11 protein-coding genes are annotated in these 13,879 nt (G+C 44.7%); 4 read left to right on the top strand and 7 right to left on the bottom strand.

Annotated elements, in window-relative coordinates; all coding sequences use genetic code 11:
• Positions 1-25: 25 nt before the first annotated feature.
• Positions 26-1,414, bottom strand: a complete 1,389-nt coding sequence (locus J0L60_13320; protein ID MBN8547105.1) for an MFS transporter — start codon at positions 1,412-1,414, stop codon at positions 26-28.
• A gap of 192 nt (positions 1,415-1,606) precedes the next feature.
• Between J0L60_13320 and J0L60_13315 the strand changes: the two genes are divergently transcribed.
• From J0L60_13315 to J0L60_13305, 3 genes are all read left to right on the top strand, one after another.
• Positions 1,607-2,053, top strand: coding sequence for a response regulator (locus J0L60_13315; GenBank protein ID MBN8547104.1), 447 nt, complete (start codon positions 1,607-1,609; stop codon positions 2,051-2,053).
• A gap of 21 nt (positions 2,054-2,074) precedes the next feature.
• Positions 2,075-4,003, top strand: coding sequence for a response regulator (locus J0L60_13310; protein MBN8547103.1), 1,929 nt, complete (start codon positions 2,075-2,077; stop codon positions 4,001-4,003).
• Between the two features lie 98 nt (positions 4,004-4,101).
• Positions 4,102-5,325, top strand: coding sequence for a hypothetical protein (locus J0L60_13305; GenBank protein MBN8547102.1), 1,224 nt, complete (start codon positions 4,102-4,104; stop codon positions 5,323-5,325).
• A 17-nt stretch (positions 5,326-5,342) separates the two neighbouring features.
• On the opposite strand, the gene J0L60_13300 is transcribed toward J0L60_13305, so the two are convergent.
• Positions 5,343-6,545, bottom strand: a complete 1,203-nt coding sequence (locus tag J0L60_13300) for an alkaline phosphatase family protein (GenBank protein MBN8547101.1) — start codon at positions 6,543-6,545, stop codon at positions 5,343-5,345.
• A gap of 99 nt (positions 6,546-6,644) precedes the next feature.
• Between J0L60_13300 and J0L60_13295 the strand changes: the two genes are divergently transcribed.
• Positions 6,645-8,162: a PAS domain S-box protein gene (locus tag J0L60_13295; GenBank protein MBN8547100.1), complete on the top strand. Its 1,518-nt coding sequence runs from the start codon at positions 6,645-6,647 to the stop codon at positions 8,160-8,162.
• Here J0L60_13295 and J0L60_13290 read toward each other — a convergent pair.
• From J0L60_13290 to J0L60_13270, 5 genes are all read right to left on the bottom strand, one after another.
• Complete coding sequence (locus J0L60_13290; GenBank protein ID MBN8547099.1) at positions 8,140-9,204, bottom strand: bifunctional 3-deoxy-7-phosphoheptulonate synthase/chorismate mutase type II; 1,065 nt, start codon at positions 9,202-9,204, stop codon at positions 8,140-8,142. The genes J0L60_13295 and J0L60_13290 overlap by 23 nt on opposite strands.
• A gap of 243 nt (positions 9,205-9,447) precedes the next feature.
• Positions 9,448-10,293: a prephenate dehydrogenase gene (locus tag J0L60_13285; GenBank protein ID MBN8547098.1), complete on the bottom strand. Its 846-nt coding sequence runs from the start codon at positions 10,291-10,293 to the stop codon at positions 9,448-9,450.
• Positions 10,294-10,411: 118 nt separating this feature from the next.
• A complete protein-coding gene (locus tag J0L60_13280) occupies positions 10,412-10,639 on the bottom strand; it encodes a hypothetical protein (protein MBN8547097.1) in 228 nt (75 codons plus the stop codon).
• Positions 10,636-11,595, bottom strand: coding sequence for a glycosidase (locus J0L60_13275; GenBank protein ID MBN8547096.1), 960 nt, complete (start codon positions 11,593-11,595; stop codon positions 10,636-10,638). The genes J0L60_13280 and J0L60_13275 overlap by 4 nt, the downstream gene beginning before the upstream one ends.
• Positions 11,592-13,874, bottom strand: a complete 2,283-nt coding sequence (locus J0L60_13270; GenBank protein MBN8547095.1) for a glycosyltransferase family 4 protein — start codon at positions 13,872-13,874, stop codon at positions 11,592-11,594. Before J0L60_13270 ends, J0L60_13275 begins: the two co-directional genes overlap by 4 nt.
• Between the last annotated feature and the right edge of the window lie 5 nt (positions 13,875-13,879).

Here is a 13,879-nt window from a genome sequence, read left to right as displayed (position 1 = left end):
CTGATACCTTATACCTAATACCTCCCTAATCCTCACTTTTGGTCTTAAATCCTTTTACCATCCAGTTTTTGGCGAGGATCAGGCCGATTGGACTGATAATGGCGATAAATCCATAAATCAGCCACATCATTTCTGTGTTCATTTTTTCCGGTGGAACCCCTTCAGGAGCATAATTCATAAGGAACCATCCTGAATAAAGGGAGGTGACGACTTTCGTCAGGAACCAAGGGAACTGCCCGATACCCATATATATTCCCGTCATCCCTTTGGGGGCAATTTCAGCCACCCACTGCAAAAATCTCGGTTGCCACATCGCTTCACCAATGGTCATGATTATCAGATAACCGAAAAGTGTGTAGATATTGGGACCTAAAGCCAGGATAAAAGTCGGCGAAGCCATCACAAATGTTCCCCAAATCATCATTTTATATGCATTTTTCTGGGCGGTAAGAGCTGCAACTGCAGGAGTGAGAATAAAAATAAGTATTGGATTGAAATTTGTGAAAAACTCAAAATTCTCACTTACCACACCGGTGAAAGCCCGATAGCAATAAGTCGGCAGCGTCAACCAGTTATGAGCAAAAAGTGTCTGAACGGGAATCAGAATAAAAATGAAGAAGAGGAATCTCATATCCTTAAGGGGGAAATTCTTCATGTAATATTTCATTTTTTCAGCGAAAGGCATTTCATTTTCGGCTTTCACCTCGGCCTTCTTTTCATCACTGAGATTCGCCTCTGCCATTTTTACAGTCTTTTTGGTAAGAATAAAAAGCACAGAAATAATCCCGACAACGGTCAACGCAACATAAACCCAGAATACTCCCGTGATTCCAAAGCTCTTCCTTACAGGCGGAGAGATCAAACCCGGAAGAAATCCTCCAAGGTTCATAAGAGCATAGAGCATCGCATAACCCATCGCAGAGGTTTTCTCATCGGTGAATCGCTTCACTCCCGCGTAGCAGGCAGGCTGATATATCCCGTAACCTATGATTATGCCAAGGATACCAAGCATTGCTGTTATGTGTGCCGGACCCCAAAGCCCCGTTCCCGGGAAGAGGGTCGGACTTACTGCCAGCAACACCCTGCCGACAAGCATAGCCATCAGCGAAATCAGCAGCGACATCCTCACACCGATTATATCAACGGTAGCACCCAAAAACAGCATGCTCAGTGTGATGCCTGCCGTGAGAACACCCACCATCTGCCCTGATTCAATGTCATTGAGTTTGATATCCTCGGTGAAAAAGATGGTGAGAAGTCCTACAACACCAAAATATGTGAGTCCCTCGAGAAGATAGGAGATATTAATACCCCAAAGTGCTCTCGGTGAATGCACCAGATCTTTGAAAGGTTGAGTCACTTCAATAATCGTCTGTTTTACGATTCCGGGCTTTACTGATTCGTTGTTCGACATTTGATATCCAATAAAATGAAAAGTTCTCTCTCCAAATATCCTAATAAAATTTGTTATGTGGTCTGCTGCAATAAAATTTAAACGATCGGATTTACAAAGAACGATTTATTTTGTTAATAGCTCGGTTATTACTTATTTTTCCGTTCTGAAAGCAGGATTATTATTTATGATCGTAAAATTGATATACTGAAAATGGAAACGAATAATTCATCAATTGAAATACTGATAGTCGAAGATAATCCTAACGATGCAACTCTGATGATGAGGGCCCTGAAAAAGAATCATCTCGCTAATAACATCAAGATTTGCGAAGACGGAGAAGACGCACTAAACTACCTTTTCAACAAAGGGAAATATGAGGGAACTGTAGATCACACTGCTTTAAGAGTTGTGTTTCTTGACCTCAAATTACCGAAAATAGATGGTCTCGAAGTGCTCAAAGAGATAAGGAATAATGCGATTACCCGCAAACTGCCGGTAGTGATAGTAACCTCATCAAAGGAAGACCCTGATATAAAATCAGCTTATGATCTGGGAGCGAACAGTTATGTGGTCAAACCGGTGCAGTTTGAGGATTTCGTAAAAGCAGTTTCCCAATTGGGAATGTACTGGTTAATTCTTAATGAAGCATCCAAATAATTAAAATTCCCCGGAATCTCAATGGAACAAGAATATAAAATCCTTATAGTTGAAGATTTTCTGCCTGATTACGAACTCACCAAGAGAGAGGTAAAAAAAGTCCTCCCTAATGCAATTTTCCGAAATGTTGAAACAGAAGGAGACTTCCTCAGGGAATTAAGGGAGTTTGAGCCACATATCATTCTTTCTGATTATTCAATGCCCGAATTTGACGGGCTTACTGCGCTCAGGCTCACCATAGAACATTCGCCAATTACTCCCGTAATTATCGTCACAGGATCTGTAAATGAGGAAACCGCAGTCGAGTGTATGAGAGCGGGCGCTGCTAACTATGTAATAAAAGAACAGATTGTTAGGCTCGGAACAGCAATACTAAAAGCACTGGAAGAGCGAAAAAATAACATCGAGAGACTGAAGGCACGGGAAGCTCTAGTAGAGAGTGAAGCCAGGTACAGAGCCCTTTTTAATCTTTCACCGGTAGGAATTATTCTTCAAAATGAAAACGGCGAAGTAATCGATGTCAACAGGGAATTCTCCGTAATTCTTGGCTATTCCCGCGAAGAGATGATCGGACAGCACATCAGCATGATTACTCCGCCTGATAGAGTGGAGAACATCAAAGACGACATTGAAACCATTATCGATGAAGGATCCTTCAAACATGAAGCAGAGGGACTGAGGAAGGATGGCGAGGTTGTAAATGTGGAGCTGACAGAGGCAAGAGTGATTCTCCCTGATGGATCTGCCGGTATTATGACCATTATTGCAGACATAACCGCCAGAAAAAAATACGAGAAAGAGTTGATTCTCGCCAAAGAGGAGGCAGAGGAAATGAACCGGCTGAAATCGAGTTTTCTTGCGAATATGAGCCACGAGCTCCGCACTCCGATGATCGGTATTCTTGGGTATTCCGACCTCCTGACCGACGAGGGAAATCCCCCGCAGGTGGTTGAATATGCAGATATCATTTATAAGAGCGGTTCCCGTTTAATGAACACTCTAAACCTGATTCTAGATCTGTCGAGAATTGAAGCCGGCAAGCTCGAGATGGTTAAAACTGAAATTGATGCAGTAGAGACAGTCAGAGAGAATTTCCGCCTGCATATAAACGAGGCAAATAAAAAGGGTCTCGATTTCGAACTGGTGGCACCTGAGATGAAGATCCCGTTCGTAACTGATGAAAGGGTCTTTTCCCAGATTTGTGCAAACCTGATCAACAATGCAATAAAATTTACAAAAAACGGACTGGTAAAAGTCGAAGTCTCTTCAAAAAAACAGTCAGGGAACGGTTTTCTGCTCCTGAAAGTTCGTGACACAGGAATCGGTATCGCAAAAGAGGAACAGGCATTCATATTCGACGATTTCAGGCAGGCAAGTGAAGGTTTCGGCAGAAACTTTGAAGGAACGGGGCTCGGCCTGGCTGTGACGAAAAAATTTGTCGAAAAACTTAACGGCACTATCCAACTGGACAGTGAGGTCGGTACCGGCACAACATTTACCGTTTCTCTCCCGATACAAAATACCCGTGCAACTGAAGTTTTTGAGAGTGTCCCGGCACAGGTCCAAACCGGGGAAGCAGAACTGCCGACCATCCTCTATGTCGAAGACGACCCCATTGCAATAGAAATGATCTCGAGAATGCTGAGAAAAGTATGTAGAATAGAGTCTGCGATATCCAGCAAGGAGGCACTTGAAAAAGCAAATTCACGCTATTACCCTCTTGTTCTGATGGATGTAAATCTTGGCAGAGGGCTCGACGGTTACCAGACAACGGTGGAATTGAGAAAAATGCCACAATACAAAAAGACCCCAGTTATAGCCCTTACCGCTTTTGCAATGCTTAAGGACAAGGAAGATGCCATGCGGGCGGGATGTACTCACTACATGTCGAAACCTTTCAAAAGAGAGGCTTTTGTCACCCTTATTAAGGAATCACTTTCGAAAGGATAAGCTAATTTTATTACTGAATTTCGCTTCACGAAATTCATGGATATGAAATCAGATTTTGGCATATTTGTGCATTCTCACGTCATAAATTGATAGAAGCCATGAGTCACAGATTATTAACCCTGTTTATCATTCTCGCTCTTCCGGTTTACTCACAAATTTTTAAATTCGCCGGCGAAAAATTATTCATCTCCAGAGGTGCTGATCTTTTCAGACAGACTTCTTCTCCCCACCAGTTTGAACAATTGAATTTTGGACCCGATAACAAAAACATCTCAATGCTCCATTTTGTATCGGAATCTGCAGGATATGCAGCAAAAGGAAACGAGTTGTACTGTACGACGGACGGAGGTTCTCTTTGGACAAAAATCTTTGAGGCAGGCAGGGTACTAAATTCAGCCAACTTTGTTTCCGATGGAAAGACCATCCTGATTCTGCGCGACAACCTCACAGTCTGCAGATCATTCAATGGAGGCATCTCATTTGACACGGTCAGTTTTCAAATTCCTGTGCAAAATTACAGCAGCATCTCATTTGCAGGCATGCCTCACGCTGGAAAAGTTTTCATCTACGCCCCTTACTTTAACCCGTTTGCCGGAAGTTTTAATTACCTCATCTCCGAGGACTCATGCAAGAGCTGGCAGATTATGGAATCTCTCGGTGAGAAAGGGGTTTCGGGATTTATTTCTGCTAAACACGGATTCGTGACAACCATGTCCAGGCTATGGTTCAGTTCAAACGGTGGTCAGAACTGGAACATCATTCTTCAGGATGCAGGTGTACTTTCAGGTCTCGCAGCCTTTGGTGATTCACTAACAGGCTATCAAGGGGTCTGGTCTGTCAATTCTTTGCTAAGAACCGCAAACGGCGGGGTTTCGTGGGATGAAGTCTACAGAGGAATCACGGAAATTGAGGCTCTGTCCGCCGGGAAATCGAATGTTGCCCTAAGAGAGAACGGCTCTGAAGCGATTAAATATTCGTCCGATAAAGGGGCAACCTGGACATCGGTCACACTCCCTTCAGGCATTGAATCAGCAGAGTCAGAAAACCCGGGTTCTTTTCGACTGATGAACAACTATCCCAATCCCTTTAACGGTTCGACACAAATAACATTTACAGTCCCGTTCGAAATGGAAGTGGTTCTGAAAATTTACGACCCCAAAGGTTCAATTATCGACGAGAAACTCCCGGTGAGTTGCCAAAAAGGAGTCAATGTGATTAATTACAATTCGGGCAACCTCCCATCGGGAGTCTGGTTCTACAGGCTCGAACCAGTTGGCTCAGAAATCTCTCCTGTTACCGGTAAAATGGTGATTTTAAAATAGCGGGAGGAGACTCCCGTTCATTTTAATAATATCATCTTGCGGGATTCCACCCGGTTGCCGGTCAACAGTCTGTAGAGATAAATTCCACTCGGAAGACCGGAGGCATCAAAATATATTTGGTGTCTCCCCGCTGCCATGTCAGCATCTATTAAATCCACAACCTTTTCGCCGATGGCATTGTAGATCTCGAGTTTAACATTCGTTTCTGACGGCAGAGAAAACTTTATGTTTGTGCCTGGGTTAAAAGGATTAGGGAAATTCTGATCAAGTGCAAAAGTCCCGGGAATTGTCTCATCCAACACATCAGTTTGAATATCCAGAATCTCACTCATCGAAACACCCGAGACGACCGGAGTCGGGAAATTCAAAATTGAGCCTATGGTAGGAACGATATCAGGAATGTATCGTTTGGTAATTGTATGAATCCCCCTCTTCACATTGGCACCAATTCCGAAAAGCATAATTCTTCTGCACCCTGCACAACCGTCACCATGTCCAACAAAAACGGTTGATACTCCATCCGTATGCCTTCCATGGTCGTTGGTAACGAGAATGGTGGTTTTATCCTTCAGGACAGGATCACTCTTAACAAACTCCCATAACTGATTAATAAGACTGTCGGCAATAGTAATAGCGCGGGTATAATCATCCCAAACACCCGAATGTCCATAGTGATCGACATCGGAAAAATAGATAACGGAAAGTCGCGGTCGCCAGGTCTGCAGCATGTTTTTTGCCTTTTGCCAGACCGATACATCGTTACTCCCCTGAAGGATATACCAGGGCCAGTAGGCAGGTCCGTAATCGGGACGAAAACTCTGAAGCCACGGTGAAGAAAGATATTTCATTATATACATTGCCTCTGTGGAATCCTGCTGATGGGCTTTTCTGAAATATTCCCAAAGAGTAGGCACGGTGGCATATTGAGTTTGAAAACCGTTGTAAAAAGTATCAAGTGGAGTTGACCAGGAACCCGACCAGATTGCAGGGACTCCTCTGCTCGTGACTGTCCATCCGTTGTTGAAAAATGAATCAATCACCACCCCCTCGTTTGCCAGTCTCTTAAGATTCGGAGTAAATCTTCCGGATGTGTCGCCAAGGGTTTCGCTGTACCTGGCACCGTCAACTATCACCAGAATAACATACCTGTCCGGCATCTGAGCCATAAGTGGTGAGAGAAATAATATCAGATACAGGGAGATTTTATACAGATTATGCATTTGCTCACAATTTTTTTTCTTTGAAACTTAATTTATTTACGAAAGATGGAATTTTTACTATATTAATTCAGAGATTAAATTTTTCTTTTTGGCGGTACCATGAACAATGAGAAACAGTTTTTTAATATGCTCGAAATTTATCCTGCACCCACAATCGTGCATGATACTCGAAAGTTTGTGTTTGTAAACTCCGCCTTCGTAAAAATGATCGGCGCCTCCTCGAAGCAAGAACTGCTCGGTCGCGACATACTCGACATAGTACACTCATCCAGCCTCAGCAAGTCACTTGAAAGTCTGAGTTACCCGGGAAGACTCGATGTCTTCGAGTTGAGGGACCTGTGTCTCGTAAGAATGGATGGAAGCATTATCTATGTTGATGTGTCGGGCACCCACATCCTGATGGAGGGACATGACTACATCAACATAATCTTCAACGACATCACAACTCTTAGAATGAACGAGGAGCGTTACCACTCCCTGTTCGAATTGTCACCTGAGGGAATAATTCTGCAGGACGAAAAAGGGTGCATCATCGATGCAAATCCAAAAGCTGTAGAGCTTACCGGCTTCTCTTTAGATGAATTGGTTGGTAATAATATCTCAGTAATAGCTTCTCATGCAGACAAATCTCTCATCGATTCAAATCTTAAAAAAATCCTGTCAGGGGAAATTCTCCGTCAGGAATCTTTCGCCTCGAGAAAAGACGGTACCCGGCTTAATGTTCAACTGACTGAAACAAAGGTTCCACTCCCCGGAGGTAAGAGCGGTATCCTCACCCTCATTGCCGATATCACCGAAAGAAAAGCCAACGAAAAGCTTCTCATAAAAGCAAAAAAAGAAGCTGAGGAGATGAGCTCTCTAAAATCAAGCTTCCTCCTCAACATGAGTCACGAGTTGCGAACCCCGATGATAGGGGTGATCGGATTTGCTGAGATACTCAGTGAATATAAAAATGATCCCGAAATCAGGAGTATCGGAAACAGAATATTTGCGAGTTCCACGAGGCTGCTCGAGACATTGAAAAAGATAATGGACTTCAGCCGGATTGAGGCCGGAAGATCGAATCCTGTCGCTAAGGAGTTTGAGCTGATTGACTCAGTGATCGAGGTTTGCAAAACATTCGAATATCAGATCAACAATTCAAATCTTTATCTCAGATTCGGGAGCCACATCTCCGGGTGCCGGTGCCTTCTCGACAAGAGCATGTTCGTTCAGGCACTTGAAAACCTTATATCCAACGCCATCAAATTCACATTTCACGGTGGAGTTACGGTGAATCTTTGGCATCAGACGAGGGGTGATAAAAAGAGAATACTGATTTCAGTAACAGACACAGGCATCGGGATCGATAGTAACGACTTTGAGATAATATTCCAGGCGTTTCGTCAGGCAAGCGAAGGGATGGGGCGCCATTTCGAAGGGACCGGACTCGGGCTGACCATAGCCAAAAATCATATAGAGAAAATGGGGGGTACAATTTCAGTAAACAGCACTCCGGGGAAAGGGTCAATCTTTACGATTTCCCTCCCCCTCGAAAACAACGGAATCACTCTTTCTGATGAAGAGCAGATTTTGTATAACTGCGCCGGTGGAGTCAACCGGCCTGGGAATTCATAATTCTGTTCTGATGATTGATGCTTTCCATGTGAACCACCTCGAGGAAACCCGCAACAAATTCGTTGCTTAAACCAAGTTTCACACCCAGATTAATCCCCTTCTCAAGAATTTCATTCCATCTGTTGGTCTGAAGAATGGTAATCTTCTTTTCCTTTTTGTATTCACCAATCTTCGCTGCGAGGTTCATTCTTTTAGCGAGTAACTGCATCAGTTCGTCATCTATCTGATCGATTACTTCTCTGTACTCTTCAAGCGGAGAATCGTGTGAGATATTTTCGCTGGTTGAATCCCTCCAAACAAGTTGATCGAGCAGTATTTTCAGATCAGCAGGTGTCACCTGTTGCTTCGCATCGCTCCATGCCTTATCGGGATCACGGTGGCTTTCTATCATCAAACCGTCAAAATCGAGATCGATTGCTTTTTGCGACACATCTTTAAGTATGTCCCTTCTGCCACAGATATGAGCAGGATCGCAGATCATCATCAGGTCGCTGTATCTTCTTTTCATCTCGATTGCCAGATGCCAGATGGGGGCATTTCTGTACTCAAGATTTCCGTAGGTGCTGAATCCCCTGTGTATCAGTCCGATATTTGTCACCCCTGCATTTCCTATCCTCTCGACCGCACCGCTCCACAGTTCGATATCAGGGTTCATCGGATTTTTGATGAACACCGGGACATTGGTACCTCTCAAGGCATTCGCTATCTCCTGAACACTCATCGGGTTTACGACTGACCGGGCACCAATCCAGAGAATATCAACATCGAAATGAAGTGCGTCCTCAACCTGCTTTGTGGTTGCAACCTCGACAGCAAGGGGGAAACCGGTTATCTTTTTTGCCTGCTGCAGCCATGGCAGACCTTTGGTTCCAACTCCTTCAAATGTACCCGGTCTCGTTCTCGGTTTCCAGATCCCGGCTCGCATTACATCCACCACACCAAGCTCTGCAAGTTGTGTTGCAGTCTCCAAAACCTGCTCCTCTGTTTCAGCACTGCATGGGCCCGAAATTATAAGGGGTCTCTTTTTCAACAATGTTTCCATCTTATTTCTGTATCTGTTAATGGTTTAAAAACGAAAAAACCCGGCTGTTTAGTCCGGGTGATTTATAAATTTCTTATGATAACATTCAAATTTTACAAAAGCCACCCGCGACCGGTAAAGTAAAACCAGTAAAAGTAAAAGGAGGTGGTTGTGGCTTTTTTCAGATTTATCATGGGCAAATATATATTTTCTCAAATTCAGATGCAAGAGATTTTTTTGTGGTGGAGTGAAAAATATCAAAATTTATTCCCGGTTTAGCACTTTCCTGATCTCATTTGCCTTCTCGATAAGGGTGTAAAACTTCTTATAGTCCTCTTTTTCGAGGAGATTTTTCATCAGGCTCAACTGATCAATCTGTTCCGTTAAAACTTCGAGCAGATTGTCACGGTTTTGTGCAAAGATAGGTACCCATGTATCGGGAGAACTTTTGGCGAGTCTGACGGTGCTTTCAAAACCTGCACCTGCAAGCTGAAATATGGTATCCACCTCTTTCTCCTTTTCCAGTACAGATAGAGCAAGAGCGAATGAAGTGATGTGTGAGATATGACTGACATAGGCTGCATGCACATCGTGCCGTTTGGCATCCATGTAAATTTTCTTCATCCCGAGCGCATCATACATTGATTCAACGGTTTGAAGTGCGTCTTTGTCGCATTTTTCCCTGTCGCAGATTACCGTTATCCGCCCGTTAAAGCCACCTGACTGTGCTGCTGAGGGTCCGCTTTTTTCTGTACCCCAAATAGGATGTGCAGCTACAAATCTCCCCCTGTTGGCGAGACCCGTGAGCGATTGAACAATGAGCTCTTTGGTCGAACCGACATCAGTCACCACCTGACTCGTTACGAGTTTCATCACTTCCTCGAGTACGGGAATGGTTGCATCCACCGGAACAGCAACAATAACCAGCTCAGACCTTTTTACAGCATCTTCCAAAGTGGCGATTTCGTCAACCAGTCCTAATTCGAGTGCTTCCCTGGCATGATCCCCGTTGCCGTCCACTCCAATAATGTATTTACTGAACCCGTTTTTCTTTAGATCAAGGGCAAGAGAACCCCCAATGAGCCCGATTCCAATTACTGCTGTCGTCATTTATTCTTTTCTGTAAAAGTAACAAAATATTCCCGGAGGAACAAAAATCCCTCCGGTGCTTAAATCAAATGGCAAAATTAAGCATATTACGCAAAATAACATTCCGGTTACAGTGTCTTTATGGATTCTTTTTAGTCTGAACCAGAATCACCCATCCGAGCAGACAGCTTACCAGAAGTGAAACCATTGCCGGTACCCACATCCAACTTATGTTGTTAAATATGCCGTTTTTATTCATGCTCTCGTTCATAGTGGTCATTGTAATTGCTCCCCCGGTAAAAAGGAGGAAGATTACAACAACAATAATGAAAGCGAGCAGTAAGGGAGTATTGTCGAGAGTCTTCATTTTTTAGTCTCAATTTCACTGTTTTTATCGAGCCATGCGAGCATCTCATTGATACTCGCAGTTGCGAGTCCGATGCAGGTATCCGCAGCTCCGTAATAAATATTCAGGGTGTCTCCATCCGGGTTTATGGTGTAACCACAGGGGAAGACCACATTGCCAACATCTCCCTGGATTTCATATAATTCCTCGGGAGCAAAGATCCACTCCCTTCCTCTTTTTAGACATATCTCGGGTTTGTTCAGATCGAAGAGAGCAAGCCCGAGTCTGTAAATACACCCTCCACAGGAGAGTTTAACTCCGTGATAGATAAGCAACCAACCCTCAGGAGTTTCAATTGGTGGAGGGGACAATCCGATTTTATTTGCATCCCACCATGCCCCCTTGCGCGCATTCATCATCAGTGTATGTTCGCCCCAGTTCTTCAGATCAGGGGAATACGAAATCCACATGTGCGCACGGGGCGCACTGATGGGTCTGTGAATAATAGCCCACAACCCGTTGATTTTCTTTGGGAGAAGTGCGGCATCCTTGTCATCAGGAGGGAGAATTATCCCCATCCTTTCAAAAGCAATAAAATCCTCCGTAGTTGCGAGTGCAACTCCCGGACCGTCCCTTGTGTATGCAGTATAAGCGATCACATATTTTTTCAGTTCGGGAACGAAAGTAATCCTCGGGTCCTCAATTCCCCACAGCTCCTCGGGAAATTTTTCCGAGTCAGGGAGAAGTGTTGGCTTCGGATCGATTGCCCATCCATCCACACCGTTAGCGGACCGGGCGGCGCAGAAGTGGGATATCCCGGATCTGTCCTCCACCCGGCATAGAAGAAGTGTGGTTCCATCCTGAAGAAGGGTAGCCCCGGCATTAAAGACGGAATTGATGGGATAGGGCCAGTTATTAGCGGTAAGAATGGGGTTTAGCTTGTTGCGGTGAAATAAAACCGCATATTGATTGTTCATGATTGTGACTTTTCAGGTGATAATTGTGATTGTTTGTAAAGTTGAAGCTCGAGGAGCGATTGCAGGTATGCAAGGGTTGATTCCGAGCCCTGGTTTTCGTTTGCACGATCAGGATGAAGACCGTCCCTGCACCCGCCCGTATTAGGGTCGTAGATTGGTACGCCGAGATCGTTGTAACCAAGAAACCACTCAAATGCACGCATCGCCACATCTTCCCACTTCAGCTCTCCGGAGAGTTTTAGAGCAACAAGAGCGGCGGAAATCATCGTTTGTACCTCCACGGGCTGCTGGTCGAATCTGGCACACTCTCCTCCTCTGGAATAAAAACCGTTTGAACCCACCGGAACAAAATGCCCGTCTTTCGACTTCTGCAGTTCAACCAGCCATGAAAGAGTGTCGATACCTGCCTGAAACATTTCCTTATTGTGTAAAGAATGACCGGAGAGTATCAGTGCGTGTGACAGAATGGCGTTGCAATATGAAAGTTCCTGTTCGAACCAGCACCAGTTTTCCGAGTGATTATTCTTCCAGAGCTCAAATAAACGCCCTGAGAGTTCCTCCCTCACATGATTGGCTCTGCTGTCCCCGGCAAACTTTTGAAGATATTCATCGATCCCCACCAGTCCGAAAGCCCATGCTCGTGGACTGGTAGTGGTTAGAAGTGCAGGGAGAGACTGTTCAAAAAGCCACCCTGCAAGATTCCCCTGAACGGGTTTATCCGAGTGGTTCAGGCTGGTTCCGAGTGCCAGTAAAGACCTGCCATGAGAGTCATCGGAGCCCGCATCTTCCATCCATGTTCTTTGAAAACTCATAAAGTTTCTGAATCGTCCGTTTTGGTCGTTGTAGGCATAAGCGAGAAATGCGAGGTAGAAATTTGTAAGTTTTGCCCCCTGACTCACACCAAGTTCTTCCAGGAGAATCGACACAAGCATTCCCCTGGCATTATCGTCCGTGGTATACCCGTGGGCATAGTTGGGCACTGCAAAAAGGGCGTGTTGAAGTATCCCGGTGTCGTTGCTTAACCTTAAAAGATGGTCAAGTTTTATCGGAGGCAATTCATCGAGGTGATTGTTGAGGAGATCAGGGTTCGGAGTGGCAGGCACATAGTGTCGTCGCTCAGCCCTCGCCCGATCGAATGAAGCCATATATTTTTCGGCTACCGCAGACCATATCATTCCTCTTCCGTGGAGATATGCTCTCTTTCTCATTGCATGTCTTTCGGCATCGTTATTCAAGAGATTAAGCACTTCCCTTGCCATTGCTTTCTCATCATTGAACGGGACGAGAATCCCCCTCCCGTCGTCAAGCATCTCCTCTGCATACCAGTACGGGGTGGAAATTACCGCTTTTCCCGCACCCAAAGTATAAGCGAGTGTCCCCGAAGTAATTTGTGCTTCGTTAAGATAGGGCGTGATGTAGATATCAGCAGCACTTATAAACTCATTCAGTTCTTCGATGCTTACAAATCTGTTGTAAAAAATAAGGTTGTTTTCCACACCTTTCTGTTTTGCAAGTCGCTGCAGTGACAGACGATAGGTTTCTCCTTCATTTTTCAATACATGCGGGTGAGTAGCCCCGACCACAATATAGACCACAGAGGGTCTCTCCTTTACAATGGCAGGCAACGCTGATATCACGGTTTCCATTCCCTTGCTTGATGAGAGCAGACCAAAACTAAGGAGCACATCCTTCCCTTCAACACCGAAAATATCTTTGTTGAAGCTCGGATCGATGAACGGTACATCGGGAATGCCGTGAGGTATCAGGTCAATTTTATCCGCCGGTACATTATAAATTTCTTGGAGGAATTTGACCCCCTTTTTACTCATTACCACGAGACGGTCGGAAAGAGCTGCCACTTCCCTCAAAACATGAAGCTGGTCGGGATCGGGAGTTTTTAAAATTGTATGGAGTGTTGTAACCACCGGCATCCTCAGATTTCGAAGCAATGCCAGGATATGCCTCCCCGCCCGGCCTCCAAAAATACCGTATTCAAATTGCAGGCAAACGATATCAACATCGTTAATATTCAGGAAGTCTGCAGCACTTCTGTAGGAGTCTATATCTTTTTCCTTAAGTTCAAACCTCACCCTCGAAGAATATTTGTATCCCTCTTCGATGTCATTCACAGGAATTGCCACACAGGTGGTGCTGCTGTAATGCTCAGCGATCGATTCGCAGAGATCAGTTGTAAAAGTTGCTATTCCACACTGACGGGGAAGATAGTTCCCTATAAATGCTATCCTGTTCTTTGCCGGAGTGGATGTTTTCTGTTTCATCTGGA

This window comes from Ignavibacteria bacterium (assembly GCA_017302895.1).
Lineage (GTDB): Bacteria > Bacteroidota > Ignavibacteria > Ignavibacteriales > Ignavibacteriaceae > UTCHB3.
This window is presented reverse-complemented; position numbering and strand designations above follow the sequence as displayed.

Excerpts from the sequence above, each read along its gene's own strand:
- J0L60_13320 (MBN8547105.1), bottom strand. The coding sequence starts at position 1,414 with ATGTCGAACAACGAATCAGTAAAGCCCGGAATCGTAAAACAGACGATT.
- J0L60_13315 (MBN8547104.1), top strand. The coding sequence starts at position 1,607 with ATGGAAACGAATAATTCATCAATTGAAATACTGATAGTCGAAGATAAT.
- J0L60_13310 (MBN8547103.1), top strand. The coding sequence starts at position 2,075 with ATGGAACAAGAATATAAAATCCTTATAGTTGAAGATTTTCTGCCTGAT.
- J0L60_13305 (MBN8547102.1), top strand. The coding sequence starts at position 4,102 with ATGAGTCACAGATTATTAACCCTGTTTATCATTCTCGCTCTTCCGGTT.
- J0L60_13300 (MBN8547101.1), bottom strand. The coding sequence starts at position 6,545 with ATGCATAATCTGTATAAAATCTCCCTGTATCTGATATTATTTCTCTCA.
- J0L60_13295 (MBN8547100.1), top strand. The coding sequence starts at position 6,645 with ATGAACAATGAGAAACAGTTTTTTAATATGCTCGAAATTTATCCTGCA.
- J0L60_13290 (MBN8547099.1), bottom strand. The coding sequence starts at position 9,204 with ATGGAAACATTGTTGAAAAAGAGACCCCTTATAATTTCGGGCCCATGC.
- J0L60_13285 (MBN8547098.1), bottom strand. The coding sequence starts at position 10,293 with ATGACGACAGCAGTAATTGGAATCGGGCTCATTGGGGGTTCTCTTGCC.
- J0L60_13280 (MBN8547097.1), bottom strand. The coding sequence starts at position 10,639 with ATGAAGACTCTCGACAATACTCCCTTACTGCTCGCTTTCATTATTGTT.
- J0L60_13275 (MBN8547096.1), bottom strand. The coding sequence starts at position 11,595 with ATGAACAATCAATATGCGGTTTTATTTCACCGCAACAAGCTAAACCCC.
- J0L60_13270 (MBN8547095.1), bottom strand. The coding sequence starts at position 13,874 with ATGAAACAGAAAACATCCACTCCGGCAAAGAACAGGATAGCATTTATA.